This is a genomic window from Bacillus sp. LJBV19 (assembly GCF_017797845.1).
In the GTDB taxonomy this organism is placed as follows: Bacteria; Bacillota; Bacilli; order Bacillales; family Bacillaceae; genus Bacillus; species Bacillus velezensis.
This window is the reverse complement of the sequence record NZ_CP072563.1, coordinates 3,688,343-3,704,086: the sequence shown is the minus strand read 5'-3', so window position 1 is coordinate 3,704,086 and position 15,744 is coordinate 3,688,343. Positions and strand designations below refer to the sequence as shown.

Genomic DNA, 15,744 nt, shown 5'->3' with positions numbered 1-15,744 from the left:
TTTTTAACGCTGGAAAAATTCGATCCATTCGCCGTCAGGTCCTTCAATGTAAAAGTAGCGATATCCGTTCGGAAGCGTCGTGATTTCTTCATCAATGAATACGGCGCCCTGACGCTTTGCATGTGTAAACTCCGCCGCAATATCTTCAGTTAATAAAGCGACATGGTGAACTTTTCCTTCTGCGGGAAGCTCGCTGCTGTAGCCCTGGATCAGCTCAATCTCTGTCTCCGGCCCTTCTTGAAAGCCGAGAAAGGCAAGTTCAATAATGCCGTTCGTATGAGTGATACGATCCTTTAACGTCATACCGAGAACGTCTTGGTAAAAGGCGATGGATGTTTCAATATCTTTGACCATAATGCCTGTATGGTCGATTCTTTTGGCTGTCATGGTTTTCCCCCTGTTTTGAATTTTTCGGGACAATGCGGTGTTGATCATGTTTTATGGTACGATAAGAGAAAGCAAAACGAAAGAGGAATGCACAATGAAGCTACTTACAGTGAAAGATACATTTGCCGGAAAGCTGAAAAAAGGATTCCCCCTGATTGAAAAAGACGCTCTGTCCGGAAGCTCGGCTCATTTAACAGAGGGCGATCTTTTTGATGTGACATCCGAGAAGGGTGAGTTTATCGGAAAAGGCTATTACGGTTTGCAGAATAAAGGAGTCGGCTGGGTGCTGTCCCGCGCGAGAGATGAACGGATCGACGGACGTTTCTTTCTGGACAAGCTGAAAAAAGCGGCTGAAGCAAGAGCCCATCTGTTTAAGGCGCCCGATACGACGGCGTTCCGGCTTTTCAACGGTGAGGGCGACGGCATCGGCGGCGTCACGATTGACTTTTATGACGGTTATCTGCTGATTCAATGGTACAGTAAAGGCATTTACGCTTATAAGGACAGCATGATGGAGGCGATTGACGGACTGGAGCTTTCTTATAAAGCGATCTATGAAAAGAAACGATTCGATACGGCCGGGCAATACGTGGAAGACGACGATTTTGTCAAAGGCGAAAGAGGAGATTTTCCGGTCATTGTTCAAGAAAACGGTATACGGTACGCGGTGGATTTAAACGACGGGGCGATGACGGGCATTTTCTTAGACCAGCGTCATGTGCGCAAAGCGATTCGGGATAAGTATGCAAACGACAGACGGGTGCTGAATACGTTCTCTTATACGGGGGCATTTTCCGTTGCGGCGGCGCTTGGCGGAGCTGAGAAAACGACCAGCGTCGATGTCGCCAACCGCAGTCTCGCAAAAACGATTGAACAGTTCAGCGCCAACGGAATTGATTATGAGGCGCATGACATTAAGGTCATGGATGTTTTCAAATACTTCGGCTATGCGGCGAAAAAAGGGCTGGAGTTTGACCTCATCATCCTTGATCCGCCTTCTTTTGCGCGCACAAAAAAACGGACGTTCAGCGCGGCGAAAGATTATAAAAACCTGCTGAAGGAAACGATCGCCATCACTGCAAAAAACGGCATCATCATCGCTTCGACAAACAGCAGCGCCTTCAATATGAAGAAATTTAAAGGCTTTATAGAGACCGCCTTTAAAGAAACAAATGAGCGTTACGACATTTTGGAAGAATATACGCTTCCGGAAGATTTCAAAACGATTCCCGCGTTTAAAGAAGGGAATTATTTGAAGGTTGTTTTCTTGCGGAAAAAATAGGATGATCATTTATAGCGTGGAAAGAGGGGAAAAGAAAACCCTCTTCCATCGCTTTAATACGGGATAAAATAATCTTCATTCTTAAAGAAACAACCCGCTATTACTTAGTATCTCATCTGTGCCAAGTAAAGTGGCCTCACTAATGCCCACATTGTTGGCTTTCATGAAGGATTGCACCGCTTGGTAGCCAACCGCATAACCGGCAAACGGTGATAAGCCGACAGGCTGATAACCTTGTTCGGCTGCAAAGGTGTCACCAAACATGTAACTGCTGACCTCAGCAAATCCTTTCACATTTAATGAGTCTTTGATAATTTCTTTTGAGTATTCTAAGTCTTCTTTTTCAAAAGAAGTAACCCAGGGACCTAACAGAGCTTCTCCGTAAAGTTCTTTGGCAAACGATTCTGCCAGCCCCTCTATAATTAAGTAATCCCCAACCGTTACGTTCCCATAATCCCAATTGAAATACGAAAAACGAATATTATGATGAAATTCATGTGCGATTACAGCAGGCAGTCTCGGTATGTTATATGAATTGGGGAATATTGAAACTTGAATAAATCCCGGAATTCCTCCGAATCCACAATACCCTCTATGTAACTCAAGCTTTTTTTGATTAGCCAGATACATCCCAAACCTTATTTCATCAGCATTTATTTTTAAGCGGTTTTGTTTGATAAATTCTACACAATGAGTTAAAGTGCCATATGCAATTTGAAGAGCTTGAATTTCTTTTAGATTCTCTAATGCTTTTCTTCCGGTTTCCGTATCAAATATGCTCAGATAGCCCAGCATATTTGCAGCCATGATTACATCATATCCGTTAGGATGCTTTGCCTTTAAGGGAACATTCATCTTTTTCCACATATCTTCAAAAGGTTTCATCATTGAATACCGATAATAATCTTCTCTATTTTCAATCATTGAAAATAACGTTTCGTATTGCCCAATTGTATCCTCGATAATGATTTTAATGGGTACCACCCTTTTTTTGGTTATCTATATAAATTGTAATGGCATCACTCATGAGCTTCGCCAACCCTTCACCATACCGGTCGATGTTCTTAGTGAAGCGTTTATCTTCGATATAGAGTTGACCTAATCCGTAAAAGGCATCAAAAGAATATTCACCAAAATTTTCATTGAGAAAATCAAACCACTCTTTGATAGCTGTTTGTACGTCTGGGGACTTGGGAGATTGGTTAATAAGGAGTGCAAATTTATTGAACATTGCAGTCCACTTATCAGATAAATCTTTTTGCTCACCATCAGTCATGTTTTTCAATCTAATATTTACCTTATCGACAGGTTGATCACCCCACCGTTTGCGAGCTTCTTGTTCATAAAGATTATGATTGAAGTTCATTCCCTCAAACCGCTCTTTGTTCGTCATGCAAATCTCTCCCATCATATGTTTGATTGATTTATCGATGGTTTCAATCATCTTATCGACTCTATTCCGTTTCTCAATCAACATTTTCTTTTGTAAAATTAATGCCTCCCTTCGGTTAAATGAAGGACTATTAATGATTTCTTTAATCTCTTTTAAGGAGAAATCGAGCTCCTTGAAAAATAGTATCTGCTGCAGCTGTTCAAGATTCTCTTCAGAATAAAGCCGATAACCGGAATCGGTCGTTTCCTGAGGAGTCAATAATCCAATTTGATCGTAATGATGGAGAGTCCGTATGCTTACTCCAATCAGTTCAGCTACTTCTTTTACTTTCATACCCATCACGTTTGCCGCCTCCTTAATGGCTACTCTAAAGTATTACGCAGCGTAAGAGTCAATAGTTGGATAAAGATTTTTTGTATATAAAGGGAGAACATATGAGGATTTCATTGCTGAAATTAAAGAAAAAAAGCCGGGCGTGAAGCTCCGGCTTTTTTCTATTCAATAATGTGCTGCACCCGGCCGATTCGCCCGTCTTCAAGGCGGACCTTAATGCCGCGCGGGTGGAAGCTTGAGTTCGTCAAAATATCCTTCACGATTCCTCTTGTCAGCTTTCCTGAACGCTGATCGGCTTTCAGGACGATATCGACTTCAAGTCCTTTTCTGATGCTGCTTCGCTGCTGGCCGTTCATATGACACATCCGTTCTTCAGTCTTTTCACTTCATATCTTATCATATCGTGTTTTCGTCTTTTTATGAAGGACAGACAAATCAATCCTTCATAGCAAATAAAAAAAGACCGCTCTGTAAGGAGCAGTCTTTTATGACATAAACGAAAGCAAAATCGGGGCCGCGCACAGTGTCATAATCGCGGCGAGAATCATGGACACGCTTGAGATCGTTCCTGATACGGAGCTGAGCTCAAATGCTTTAGATGTTCCCGCTCCGTGCGCGCTGGTTCCGAGCAGCACGCCCCGGGCAATTTCGTTATCAATGCGGAAATAGCGGATGACCATCGGCCCGATGATCGTTCCCAATAAAGCCGTTAAAATGACGAAAACCGCTGTAACGGCCGGCATCCCGCCGATCATTTCTGAAACGTTCATGGCAATCGGCGTCGTCACGGATCGCGGCACGAGACTGTCGACTAAGCTGCTGCCGAGATGGAACCATTTGGCGATAAAGGCCGTTGACAGAATGGCGATACATGAACCGACCGCTACGTTCAAAATAATTTCCACGGCGTATTTCTTTAAAATCGGGAAATATTTATAAAGCGGGATGGCGAACGCCACTGTTGCCGGCTGAAGCATATCGGTCAGCAGTCCGCCGCCGAGATTGTATGTCTGATACGGGACATTGACAAGAAGCAGCAGTACGACCAAAACAGCGGGCGTAATCAGAAGCGGCGACGTATACACCCGCGGAAAACGAGTGTAGAGTTTTTTCGCGCCCAAATATACTAAGACAGTTAAGAATAAACTTATGATTCCGATGAACACGTTTGTTTTTTCTCCTTTCTTTTTGCTATCAGCTGTGTAAGCGTACCTGTTGAAACCATCACGACAAATGTGCTGATGACGACGACAAGTAAAATGCTTACGCCGAATTTAGACATAATATCTCCGTATTCAATCACTCCGACGGCAGACGGGATGAAAAACAGCAGCAGCTCACCGAGGAGCCATGCTGCGCCAAGCTCAATCCATTCAAGTTTGATAATCTTGAAATGCAATAATGTGAAAAGAATCACAATCCCGATTATACTGCCGGGAATATTTATATGAAGAGCCGCCGTGACCCAATTGATCAGACGCGCAAATATAAACAGCAGAGCGATTTGAATAACGGTAAGCAGCAATTTTTTCATAATGATGCCTCCCTTATATTTATATTGTACAGAAGGTTTTGCTATAGGTAAAATACATATAAAGAATAATGTGTATTCCTTTTGTCTATAGAAAGGATGAAATGTAATGGATATCCGCCACTTAACGTATTTCTTGGAAGTGGCCCGTTTGAAAAGCTTTACGAAGGCTTCACAGTCGCTGTATGTTTCACAGCCGACAATCTCAAAAATGATTAAAAACCTGGAGACGGAGCTCGGCATTAAGCTGTTTTACCGCAATGGCCGGCAAGTTGAACTGACTGACGCCGGGCAGAGCATGTATGTGCAGGCGCAGGAAATCACAAAGTCATTCCAAAACCTGACGTCAGAGCTGAACGATATTATGGAAGTGAAGAAAGGGCACGTCCGCATCGGTCTTCCGCCGATGATCGGGTCCGGCTTTTTCCCGAGAGTGCTCGGTGACTTCCGCGTCACATATCCCGATGTGACGTTTCAGCTTGTTGAGGACGGCTCTATTAAAGTGCAGCAAGGGGTGGAGGACGGCTCGCTTGATATCGGGGTCGTCGTGCTTCCCGCGAATGAAGAAATTTTTCATACGTTCACAATCGTCAAGGAAACCCTTATGCTCGTCGTCCATCCGTCACATCGGCTCGCTGACGAGAAAGAATGCAGTCTTCACGAATTGAAAGAAGAGCCGTTCATATTTTTCAGGGAGGATTTTGTCCTTCATAATCGAATTATGACGGAATGCGTGAAAGCCGGATTCAGGCCGCACGTCATTTATGAAACGTCACAGTGGGACTTTATCAGCGAAATGGTATCGGCCAATCTCGGTATCGGCCTTTTGCCGGAAAGAATCTGCCGCGGTCTTGATCCTGACAAAGTCAGAACCATTCCGCTCGTTCATCCGGTCATTCCGTGGCATTTAGCCATCATTTGGCGGAAAGACCGCTATATGTCCTTTGCCGCCAGAGCCTGGCTGGAGCATACGAAATCGTATTTATGGAATCCGAAAAAGAGAAAAAAGGATGATTAAGCATGGACGCACAAACCGCAGCTCAACACTTGAGTAAAGTGCGGGATCAAAACCCGCTCGTTCACAGTATCACCAATAATGTCGTCACGAACTTCACCGCTAACGGACTGCTCGCGCTCGGCGCATCGCCCGTTATGGCTTATGCAATTGAGGAGGCCGCCGACATGGCGAAAATCGCAGGAGCGCTCGTCCTGAATATAGGCACCCTCAGTTCGGCGTCGGTTGAAGCTATGATCGCAGCCGGAAAATCGGCCAACGAAAACGGCGTTCCGGTCATTTTTGATCCGGTAGGCGCCGGCGCCACGCCGTTTCGGACGGCATCAGCCCGCAAGATCATACAGGAGGTCCGCTTGTCCGTCATTCGCGGAAATGCCGCGGAAATCGCCAATATTGCCGGCGCCCCTGATTGGAAGATAAAAGGCGTGGATGCGGGGGAAGCCGGAGGAGATGTGGTTCAGCTCGCTAAGACGGCTGCAAGCGGGCTGAAGACGGTCATTGCGATTACCGGAAAAACCGACGTCATCTCCGACGGCACCGACACATATGCCGTACATAACGGTGATAAACTGCTGACGAAGGTGACGGGGGCGGGATGCCTGCTGACGTCTGTAATCGGAGCCTTCTGCGCAGCGGGGCAGGACGTTCTGCAAGCGGCCGTTTCAGCCGTTTCTGTATATGGAAGCGCCGCTCAGCTTGCCGCTCTGGACACCTCCCATAAGGGTCCGGGCAGCTTCCAGATTGAGCTTTTAAACAAGCTGGCAAGCATCTCAGAACAAGAAGCGGCCGAGCTTGCCGCAATTGAAAGGGTGACAGAAAAATGACGCGTATTTCTCGGGAAATGATGAAGGATATGTTATCGGTTTATTTTATTATGGGATCAAACAATACAAGCGCAGACCCCGTTTCCGTGGTGAAAAAAGCCATTGAGGGCGGCGCTACGCTTTTTCAATTTCGGGAAAAGGGGAGCGGTTCTTTAACAGGGGATGAACGTGTCCTGTTCGCGAAGCAGGTGCAGGATGTCTGCAGGCAGGCCGGGATTCCTTTCATCATTAATGATGATGTCGAATTGGCCTTGCGCCTTGAGGCGGACGGAGTGCATATCGGACAGGATGACGCAGACGCCGAAGAAACGAGAGCGGCAATCGGCGATATGATTCTCGGTGTGTCAGCACATAACGTCTCCGAGGTGAAGCGGGCGGAAGAAGCCGGAGCCGATTACGTCGGAATGGGCCCGGTCTATCCGACCGAAACAAAAAAAGATGCTGAAGCTGTGCAGGGCGTTACATTGATTGAAGAGGTGCGGCGTCAGGGCATCACCATTCCGATTGTAGGAATCGGCGGCATTACGGCTGACAACGCGGCGCCCGTCATTGAAGCGGGTGCAGACGGCGTCAGCATGATCAGCGCCATCAGCCAAGCCGAAGATCCAAAAGCGGCGGCGCGCAAGTTTTCAGAGGAAATTCAGCACTCCAAAGCAGGGCTGTCCCGATAGGGCGGCCCTTTTTCTGTGTGCGCAAAAAGGCAGTGACGGACCTTGGAGAATATAAGCCGTATGTCAAGAACAGGGCAATCAGCTTGCAATATCGACCGAAGCGTTTGATGGCTCTATCGTTTCGCTCAAAGTGACGCCTGAACCAATCACCACCGGCGCCGAAGGCTCAAAAGCCCTCTATAAAACAGTGAAAAGCGCGCAGTGAGAGATCATTTCGAGGTCACGGAAAAACTTAATGCGGAATTCAGCGAATTTGAAGTTTTGATGTCGAAATACAAAACGTGCGATCAATCGTATACGTCCTGTGATACATTAAGTACAGATCAAATCAGAGAGATAAGCACGAAGCTGACGGCCCTTTCTGAAACCATGTCGAAGATTGCCGATGTGCTTTAAAAGGAGTTAAGACACAGCATGAGTGATGAACATAACAAGGAAAAACAGATCCACAGACGGGATGTCCTGAAGTGGGGCGCCGTCGCGGGCGCCGCCGTCGCTGTCGGAGCGAGCGGCCTCGGAGGACTCGCGCCGCTCTTCAAACCGGCGGCCACCGCTTCAAAGAAGAGTGAAGGAAAAAGTGATCGTGATCAAATCGTTCCTTTTTACGGAAAGCACCAAGCAGGAATCACAACGGCGCATCAGACGTATGTGTATTTTGCGGCGCTTGATGTCATGTCAAGCGACAAAGCCGATGTCATCTCCCTTTTCAAACATTGGACAAGCCTGACGCAGCTGCTGACTTCAGGCGCCGTCCCGTCAGGCGAACAGAAAAATAAAGATATGCCTCCGCAGGATACCGGGGAGTCGCAGGATCTGGCACCGGCGAATTTGACCGTTACCTTCGGCTTCGGCCCCGGGTTTTTCGAGAAAGACGGGAAAGACCGCTTCGGACTGAAGGATAAAAAACCGAAGCACCTCGCCGATATTCCGCCGATGCCTAACGACAAGCTCGATAAGAAACAAGGCGGCGGTGATATCGTCATACAGGTCTGCGCGGATAATGAACAAACGGCGTTTCACGCGGTGCGCAACCTGATGAAACAGGCATCGGGGGTGTGCGAAGTCCGCTTTCTCAATAAAGGTTTCTTAAGCGGCGGGAAAAACGGAGAAACACCGCGCAACCTCTTCGGATTCAAAGACGGCACCGGCAACCAAAGCACGAAGGATGAAAACCTGATGAATTCGATCGTTTGGGTTCAATCAGGGGAGCCGGACTGGATGACGGGCGGCACGTACATGGCGTTTAGGAAAATTAAGATGTTTTTAGATATATGGGACCGTTCATCCTTGAAGGAACAAGAGGACACGTTCGGGCGGGTGAAAAGCTCGGGCGCGCCTTTCGGACAAAAAAAGGAAACCGATCCCGTGAAGCTGAATCAAATTCCCGCCGACTCGCATGTCAGCGTGGCAAAATCAACCGGCAGACAGATTCTGCGCCGGGCATTTTCCTATACGGACGGAATTGATCCGAAGACGGGCTATGTTGACGCAGGCCTGCTGTTTATCTGCTTTCAAAAAGACCCGGACCGCCAATTTGTCCCGATGCTGAAGGCTTTGGCGGCAAAGGATGCGCTGAATGAATACACACAAACGATCGGCTCTTCCTTATTCGCCTGTCCCGGCGGCTGTAAAAAAGGAGAATATATCGCCCAAAGGCTGCTGGAATCGTGACACCTTCCATATGGAGGGTGTTTTTAAAAAAACACTTGTAACTATATATGTTACAGCTTAAAATGAATAGGAAAGGAGACTTACAATGACACTGCAGATTAAAGTATATTCTGATTATGTATGTCCGTTTTGCTTTGTCGGCAAAGCGGCGTTTGAAGAAGCAATCAAGGACAAGGACGTACAGGTGGAATGGATGCCGTTTGAATTGCGTCCGAGCCCCTCGCCGAAACTTGATCCGGTGAATGATCCCGCCAAGCGGCAGATGTGGAAAAACTCCATTGAGCCGATGGCGCAGTCGTTAGGCATTGACATCACGTTCCCCCGCGTGTCACCGCATCCTTACACGGATTTGGCATTTGAAGGCTTTCATTTCGCAAAGGAACATGGGAAAGGAAGCGAATACCATACACGCGTTTTTCAGGCGTTCTTTCAGGAAGAACAAAATATCGGTGACGTTGGCGTGCTGACAAAGCTTGCGGAAGAAGCAGGACTTGACGGTGCTGCCTTCAAAGAGGCGCTTGAGACAAGAGCGTACAGACACGTACAGCGGGAAGCGCTCCGCCATGCTTATGAGGAAGCCGGCATTACGGCAGTGCCGACGTTTATCATCGGCGATGAGAGAATCCCTGGCGCGGCGGGAAAGGAAACCTTTGAACAAATCATTGAGCGGGAACTGAATAAACGTTAACCCGTAAAAAGCCCTCTCGATCAGCGAGAGGGCTTTGCCATATAGTGTTTGACAAATGTTTGTCTGTCCGCTTCATATGCCGCGGCGTCAAATGAGTCGCCGCAAAAATGAAGGCACCAAGGGTCTTTCTGGCAGGCGACGCCGACTTGATAGCCGTGTTTTTGAAATTCAAGCGACTGTGATGTGTCGTAAAAATGAAAGCCGCGAAACAAATCCTCCCGCCACTCCACGTCATATTGAGCCGCCATTAACAAGCCGTCAATGGCGTCAGCGGGCGTAAACAGGCCGTCTTCATCACCGTGCTCAAAGTCCAGCGGATGATAAGCATTCCCCCGGTATTCAATCACTTTTCCCATCCGCTCTCCGCTTTCCCACCAAATGCCGTTCGGCGGCAGGGTTTTGCAGCCGGCGACACCGAGAAGGCCGAGCTCCTGATGAGATTGAAAGATATGAAGCATGTCATGAAGGAAATGCTGATGAATGATAAAGGTATCCTGATGCAGATAAATTTTATATTTGGAGGGGTGTTTCAGCGCTTTGTTGTAGGACGAGGCCATGCTTGCTGAATCGTATATCGGCATGATATCAACGGAGTATGAAGGGGGGACGGTAAGCTGCATGATATGGCTTTTGCACCGGGAGTAGAGCGACTCGTCATTCACACAGACGACAAACAGAAATGAATGTGAATCCATTACATGCTCCTCTCGGCCTCAATCACATATTGATAGGCCGATGCTTCTGTCATAAAGTCATGCCTTATGCCAAGCTGTACGCATACTTCGTGCAATGATGCGATGGCTTTGTGATAAGTGGGGTGATCAACGCGGATCGCCTCAATGCGTTTCACCTCATAACCGGCGGCTTTAAATAATGAAAGCATCTCTTCCCGGGTAAAAAAACGCAGGTGGGTCTGATCCATTAATCCGGCGTCACTGTAAGTCCATTTGCCGGCTAAAAGCTCCAGCACCACTGAGATGTGGCCGACATTCGGTATGCATGCAAGCACCGTGCCGTCTTTTTTTACATAAGGACGAAGCTTTTTCAGCACTGACCAGGGGTCGACAAGATGCTCAAGAACGTCCCCGAACAGCATGCAGTCGAATTGCTCTGATTCGTACGGAAGAATGGCGGATTCAATGTCGCCGCAAAGCACGTGGCTCAATTTGCTTTCCGCCTTTTTTGCGGCTTCGGGATACGCTTCAATGCCGTAAACCGTTATTCCGCGGTCTTCGATCGCCGCTCCTAAATTGCCTGTGCCGCAGCCGACATCAAGCACTGTCCGCCAGTTTTCGTCTATTTTGTTCAATAAATAAGGATTCAGGCCTTCGTAGTAGTTCTGTTGTTTTTCATCATAATAGGGATTCGTATCCATCTGTGTATCACCTCATAAATGGGCATATACACAAGATATGCAGCGGGGGGATCTCATATCACCATGTTTGGCTGTTCAATTGCGGAATACGGACGGGAATGGTTGTCCGGTATACGGTTTGTTCTCTGATTCCCCTCTTATTGCGGATGTTCCTTTGAAAACTCGGGTGCGGGCGGACTGTGGCAGGTCATATAGTAAAAGGATCCGCCTGTAAATCTTACCGCTGGCGGATGGTGTTTTTCATTGGTGTTTTTTTCTTCACCGCTTTTTCAGTATTTAAGAAGCGCCTCACATCGTCAATGTGCAAACCCATGATTCTAGCCTCTTGAATTAACAATTGCCAATCTTGATCTATATCTTTCATTACATGAGTTTTCATAAGAACCTCCAATTGAAAAATTGATTTGCCCAGCTACAGCAGCCAATGTATAACAAATATCACACATAGTTGGCCGGTAATCCCAAATTGAAGATGAATTCACCTACCTATTCCCTAAGAAAATGACTGAAATAACCAAAATCCTTCAAGAATTCTTACATATAATAATAAACAAATAAATACTGACTGGATAGTATGCAAATAAAAATAAATCATATGACCTATTAACATTTACCCTCAAAGCGTCGACTAGCATATTCTTTTTGCATAAAAAATACCGCAAAAGAATGATTCGGTGTAAGATAAAGTGAATGATCAAACAGCTGGGGTAAAAAATGAAAAAAAACAAATTTCAAATTAAGAGAGAAGAAACATTTGAAAGTTTTATTGACGCAGGCCTTCATCTCCTGATTGAAAGAGCTTACGATTCAGTCTCAATTGATGACATCAGTAAAGCGGCGGGTTTCAGCAAAGGCGCGTTTTACGTTCATTTTGAAAGCAAGGAAGATTTTCTGAAGCATTTATTAGACAGGCGTCAGATTAAAAAAAGGATCATCACCGGCTATCTCGACGAATTAGAAAAGCAAACCGCGCGGCCGTTGACGCTTTGTGAAGCTGCGGCAAGCGCGGCCAGCCTGTTGATGCGGTTTGTAAACAGCAAGCCTGCCTGGAATGTTGTGTCTTTTGCCGTTCATATGCCTACTTACAAAGTCGTCAGTGAATATGAAGCTTATATCCGTCTTTATAAGTTATGGATAGAAGAAAGCACTATGTACATAAATTGGCTCAAATCGAGAAATTTAATAGAAGACCATATAGATACCGAGCATACCGCTAAAATGATGTGCGCGCTCATCGACGGGATGATTAAGCAATCCAATGTGCTGGGAAGGCCGGTTACTTTCCGCAGCATGTTTGACGCGCTTTATGTTTTTGTCAGCGGCAGAAAATCAGGGTAACGTTCTTCTTGATTTGACAAAAGGTTTAGAAAAGTCTTTCAGAAAGCGAGGAACTGCCATGCGTTACAGAGAAATTATGATGTATATCATTATGGGGATATTCACGACCATCGTGAATATCGTCAGTTTTTACATTCTGACGTCGGCATTTGAGATGGATTACAAGGCGGCGACTGTCGCTGCTTGGGTTCTGTCCGTTCTATTTGCATATGTCACGAATAAACTGTATGTATTTCAGCAAAAGACCGCGGGGATGCGGAGTCTGATGAAAGAATTGACGGCCTTTTTCAGCGTGCGGGTATTGTCTCTCGCCATCGATCTCGCCATGATGATTCTTCTGGTCAGTCAATTTCATATGAACGAAACGTTGGCGAAAATCGCCGATAACGTCATTATCGTAGTCGTCAACTATGCGGCCAGCAAGTGGATTGTCTTCAGAAAAGCGAAAGAAGAGGGCGTGTCATAACGGTTTCTTTCCGCGCCCCGGGGGAAAGTGTAATGGTGAAAGGGGATGCGTATGAAGCACAAAATAAAGAAAGCGTTTGCTGATGTATTCGGGGAATCGGAGGACCTGCGCATTTTCTTTGCGCCCGGCAGAGTGAATCTCATCGGAGAGCATACGGATTATAACGGGGGCCACGTCTTTCCGTGCGCGCTGACGATCGGTACATATGCAGCTGTCCGGGAGAGAGGGGACAGGCTCGTCAGAATGTACTCTCATCATTTTAAGGAAGCGGGCATAAAGGAATGCAGTCTCGATGATATCCGCTATCAAAAAGAGGACGGGTGGGCCAATTATCCGAAAGGGGTCATGGCGGAATGTCTCGGCAGCGGTTTTTCCCTTCCGCACGGCTTCGATATTGTGTTCTGGGGAAACATCCCGAACGGCGCGGGGCTGTCATCTTCGGCTTCGATTGAACTTGTCACGGCGGTCATTCTCAAGGAATGCCATGAGCTTGAAGCGGATATGCTCGACTTGGTGAAGCTCGCTCAGACGGCGGAAAATTCCTTTATCGGCGTCAGCTGCGGAATGATGGATCAATTCGCCATCGGAATGGGAAAGAAACATCATGCGATTCTGCTGAATTGCGGGACGCTCAGTTTTGAATATACAAAACTCGGGCTGTCGGGGCTGTCGATCGTTATTGCAAATACCAATAAAAAACGAACGCTTGCAGACTCAGGCTATAATACGAGGCTCAAGGAGTGCGGGGAAGCGCTTTGTGATCTTCAGAAGCATCTTTCCGTTCAATCACTGGGAGAACTGACCCCTTCCGCTTTTGACGCCCATGCGGAGCTGATTCAGAATGAAGTGAACAGACGCCGGGCAAAACACGCCGTCTATGAAAATCACCGCACAATAGAGGCCGCCGACATGTTCAGTAACAATCAGCTTCATCATATCGGTGAATTAATGAGGGATTCGCATCTCTCTTTACGCGATGACTACGAGGTGACGAGTCATGAGCTGGATACATTGGCTGAAGCGGCCTGGCGCCACGGCGGGGTGATCGGATCAAGGATGACGGGAGCCGGTTTCGGCGGCTGTACGGTCAGTATCGTCAAGGACGATGCGGTTTCGGATTTTATTGAAACGGCAGGGGCCCGCTATGAGGAGAAGACAGGGAGAAAAGCTGACTTTTACACGGCGGATGTCGGAGCCGGAGCGAGAGAACTAAAGGGGGATGACGATGGCAATTGAGCGGCACGTGGAACGTTTAATCCGGTACGGATTGCAAAAAGAGCTGATTTCCTATCTTGATATTGAATATACAAGAAACCGTTTATATGAAGCTTTGCATATCACCCATCCGGAGGTTTCAGAACAGAAAGAAAATGAATCGGCGGCATCATTGCCGGACATATTGTCCCCGATTTATGAATGGGCGGCAGAAACGGGCCGGATTGCAGCCGATACAGACACCTATCGCGACCTGCTGAGCGCGAAGATCATGGGCTGCTTTGCCCCGCAGCCGTCCGAGATTGTCCGTCGTTTTGAAGAAACAAAGGCGGTGCACGGGCCGGAGCAGGCGACAAAGGCGTTTTACCGATTTTCAGAGGATATGTATTATATCCGTTCGGACAGAATACAGCGGAATGTCGGGTGGACGGCTGAGACGGCTTACGGAAAGCTGGACATCACGATCAACCTTTCAAAACCGGAAAAAGATCCGAAAGCAATTGCCGCTGCCAAAGAGCAGCCTCAATCCGATTATCCGAGATGTGTTCTTTGTAAAGAAAATGTCGGGTACGAGGGGAGACCCGATCACCCGGCGCGTCAAAACCTTCGTGTCATTCCGGTAATTCTCGGCGATGAGCAGTGGTTTCTGCAATTTTCTCCGTATGTGTATTACCGGGAGCATTGCATCGTTTTGAAAGACCGGCACGAACCGATGAAGATCAGCAAAAAAACGTTTGACCGGCTGCTGTCGTTCGTCAGCCAGTATCCTCATTATTTTCTCGGTTCCAATGCTGACCTGCCGATTGTCGGCGGCAGTATTTTAAGCCACGACCATTTTCAGGGGGGCAATTATGAATTCCCGATGGCGCGGGCGGAGACAGAAAGCCGGTACAGGCTGCCTGACTATCCGAAAACGGTGTTGGGAATTGTGAAGTGGCCGATGTCGGTCATCCGCCTGCAAAGCGGGAGCGCGTCTGAGCTTTCCGGCGCGGCGGATGCCATCCTGCGGGCGTGGCGCGGTTATTCCGATGAGGCGGCTGATCTCCTCGCCTGTTCAGGAGAAACACCGCACAATACAATTACGCCGATTGCCCGGCGGAGAAACGGTTTATTCGAATTAGATCTCGTCCTCAGAAATAACCGCACCTCTGATGAGCATCCGCTGGGAATTTTTCATCCCCATCAGGAAGTTCATCACCTGAAAAAAGAAAATATCGGACTGATTGAGGTAATGGGGCTTGCGATTCTGCCGGGCCGCCTTGAACAAGAAATGAAATACACGGCTGAAGCGCTGTGCTCACCGGACCCGGAAGCGGTCTTAACGGCAGACCCTTCTGCGGCAAAGCATAAAGATTGGGCGCTCAGTGTGCTGCATAAGCGGAAGGTAACGAAAGAAAACGCGGAACAGATTCTGAAAGAGGAAATCGGCCATGCCTTTGCGCGGATACTGGAGCATGCCGGCGTCTTTAAACAGACAGAAGAAGGCAGAGCGGCTTTCCGGCGGTTTATCCGCCATTTGGGCGCTCTACCGGAAAAAAGCCTCATCCCATAAGGG

19 protein-coding genes and 1 pseudogene are annotated in these 15,744 nt (G+C 47.5%); 11 read left to right on the top strand and 9 right to left on the bottom strand.

Annotation, left to right across the window (positions count from 1 at the left end; genetic code table 11):
• Window positions 1-3: 3 nt before the first annotated feature.
• Window positions 4-387, bottom strand: coding sequence for a glyoxalase GlxA (locus J6600_RS18145; protein ID WP_014419203.1), 384 nt, complete (start codon window positions 385-387; stop codon window positions 4-6).
• 94 nt (window positions 388-481) lie between these two features.
• On the opposite strand from J6600_RS18145, the gene J6600_RS18140 reads away from it, so the two are divergent.
• Window positions 482-1,669: a class I SAM-dependent rRNA methyltransferase gene (locus J6600_RS18140; protein ID WP_209387717.1), complete on the top strand. Its 1,188-nt coding sequence runs from the start codon at window positions 482-484 to the stop codon at window positions 1,667-1,669.
• A gap of 81 nt (window positions 1,670-1,750) precedes the next feature.
• Here J6600_RS18140 and J6600_RS18135 read toward each other — a convergent pair whose 3' ends face one another.
• The 5 genes from J6600_RS18135 to J6600_RS18115 all read right to left on the bottom strand — a co-directional run bounded on the left by J6600_RS18135 (window position 1,751) and on the right by J6600_RS18115 (window position 4,929).
• Window positions 1,751-2,653 carry a DUF2268 domain-containing putative Zn-dependent protease gene (locus tag J6600_RS18135; protein ID WP_209387716.1) on the bottom strand — a complete coding sequence of 301 codons (903 nt, stop codon included), beginning with the start codon at window positions 2,651-2,653 and terminating at the stop codon, window positions 1,751-1,753.
• Window positions 2,640-3,401 (bottom strand): MerR family transcriptional regulator, encoded by a 762-nt coding sequence (locus tag J6600_RS18130; protein ID WP_014419199.1) that lies wholly within the window; start codon window positions 3,399-3,401, stop codon window positions 2,640-2,642. Before J6600_RS18130 ends, J6600_RS18135 begins: the two co-directional genes overlap by 14 nt.
• Before the next feature lie 155 nt (window positions 3,402-3,556).
• Window positions 3,557-3,751 carry a YwbE family protein gene (locus J6600_RS18125; RefSeq protein WP_003150901.1) on the bottom strand — a complete coding sequence of 65 codons (195 nt, stop codon included), beginning with the start codon at window positions 3,749-3,751 and terminating at the stop codon, window positions 3,557-3,559.
• 129 nt (window positions 3,752-3,880) lie between these two features.
• Complete coding sequence (locus J6600_RS18120; protein ID WP_007407726.1) at window positions 3,881-4,561, bottom strand: CidB/LrgB family autolysis modulator; 681 nt, start codon at window positions 4,559-4,561, stop codon at window positions 3,881-3,883.
• Window positions 4,543-4,929, bottom strand: coding sequence for a CidA/LrgA family holin-like protein (locus J6600_RS18115; protein ID WP_007407725.1), 387 nt, complete (start codon window positions 4,927-4,929; stop codon window positions 4,543-4,545). Before J6600_RS18115 ends, J6600_RS18120 begins: the two co-directional genes overlap by 19 nt.
• A gap of 106 nt (window positions 4,930-5,035) precedes the next feature.
• On the opposite strand from J6600_RS18115, the gene cidR reads away from it, so the two are divergent.
• The 6 genes and pseudogenes from cidR (at window position 5,036) to J6600_RS18085 (ending at window position 9,795) form a co-directional block, all read left to right on the top strand.
• Window positions 5,036-5,944 carry a cidABC operon transcriptional activator CidR gene (gene cidR / locus J6600_RS18110; protein WP_003150908.1) on the top strand — a complete coding sequence of 303 codons (909 nt, stop codon included), beginning with the start codon at window positions 5,036-5,038 and terminating at the stop codon, window positions 5,942-5,944.
• Window positions 5,945-5,946: 2 nt separating this feature from the next.
• Complete coding sequence (gene thiM, locus J6600_RS18105; protein ID WP_003150909.1) at window positions 5,947-6,765, top strand: hydroxyethylthiazole kinase; 819 nt, start codon at window positions 5,947-5,949, stop codon at window positions 6,763-6,765.
• A complete protein-coding gene (thiE, locus tag J6600_RS18100) occupies window positions 6,762-7,436 on the top strand; it encodes a thiamine phosphate synthase (protein ID WP_021494737.1) in 675 nt (224 codons plus the stop codon). Before thiM ends, thiE begins: the two co-directional genes overlap by 4 nt.
• Before the next feature lie 76 nt (window positions 7,437-7,512).
• A pseudogene (locus J6600_RS18095) lies at window positions 7,513-7,832 on the top strand (Efem/EfeO family lipoprotein); the annotation flags it as partial.
• Between the two features lie 18 nt (window positions 7,833-7,850).
• Window positions 7,851-9,107: an iron uptake transporter deferrochelatase/peroxidase subunit gene (efeB, locus tag J6600_RS18090; RefSeq protein WP_209387715.1), complete on the top strand. Its 1,257-nt coding sequence runs from the start codon at window positions 7,851-7,853 to the stop codon at window positions 9,105-9,107.
• A gap of 85 nt (window positions 9,108-9,192) precedes the next feature.
• Entirely contained in the window at window positions 9,193-9,795 is a 603-nt protein-coding gene (locus J6600_RS18085; protein ID WP_209387714.1) for a DsbA family oxidoreductase, read from the top strand.
• A gap of 20 nt (window positions 9,796-9,815) precedes the next feature.
• On the opposite strand, the gene J6600_RS18080 is transcribed toward J6600_RS18085, so the two are convergent.
• The 3 genes from J6600_RS18080 to J6600_RS18070 form a co-directional block, all read right to left on the bottom strand.
• On the bottom strand, window positions 9,816-10,490 hold the full coding sequence (locus J6600_RS18080) for a glycosyltransferase family protein (protein ID WP_017418646.1): 675 nt from the start codon (window positions 10,488-10,490) through the stop codon (window positions 9,816-9,818).
• Window positions 10,490-11,170 carry a class I SAM-dependent methyltransferase gene (locus J6600_RS18075; protein ID WP_014419192.1) on the bottom strand — a complete coding sequence of 227 codons (681 nt, stop codon included), beginning with the start codon at window positions 11,168-11,170 and terminating at the stop codon, window positions 10,490-10,492. The genes J6600_RS18080 and J6600_RS18075 overlap by 1 nt, the downstream gene beginning before the upstream one ends.
• Before the next feature lie 217 nt (window positions 11,171-11,387).
• Window positions 11,388-11,549: an anti-repressor SinI family protein gene (locus J6600_RS18070; RefSeq protein ID WP_003150917.1), complete on the bottom strand. Its 162-nt coding sequence runs from the start codon at window positions 11,547-11,549 to the stop codon at window positions 11,388-11,390.
• A 335-nt stretch (window positions 11,550-11,884) separates the two neighbouring features.
• Here J6600_RS18070 and J6600_RS18065 point away from each other — a divergent pair, with 335 nt between their 5' ends.
• The 4 genes from J6600_RS18065 (at window position 11,885) to galT (ending at window position 15,741) form a co-directional block, all read left to right on the top strand.
• Entirely contained in the window at window positions 11,885-12,508 is a 624-nt protein-coding gene (locus tag J6600_RS18065; protein WP_014419191.1) for a TetR/AcrR family transcriptional regulator, read from the top strand.
• 79 nt (window positions 12,509-12,587) lie between these two features.
• A complete protein-coding gene (locus J6600_RS18060) occupies window positions 12,588-12,974 on the top strand; it encodes a GtrA family protein (protein ID WP_025649414.1) in 387 nt (128 codons plus the stop codon).
• A gap of 51 nt (window positions 12,975-13,025) precedes the next feature.
• Window positions 13,026-14,210 (top strand): galactokinase, encoded by a 1,185-nt coding sequence (locus J6600_RS18055; protein ID WP_209387713.1) that lies wholly within the window; start codon window positions 13,026-13,028, stop codon window positions 14,208-14,210.
• Window positions 14,200-15,741: a UDP-glucose--hexose-1-phosphate uridylyltransferase gene (gene galT / locus J6600_RS18050; RefSeq protein ID WP_209387712.1), complete on the top strand. Its 1,542-nt coding sequence runs from the start codon at window positions 14,200-14,202 to the stop codon at window positions 15,739-15,741. The genes J6600_RS18055 and galT overlap by 11 nt, the downstream gene beginning before the upstream one ends.
• The last annotated feature ends 3 nt before the right edge of the window (window positions 15,742-15,744 follow it).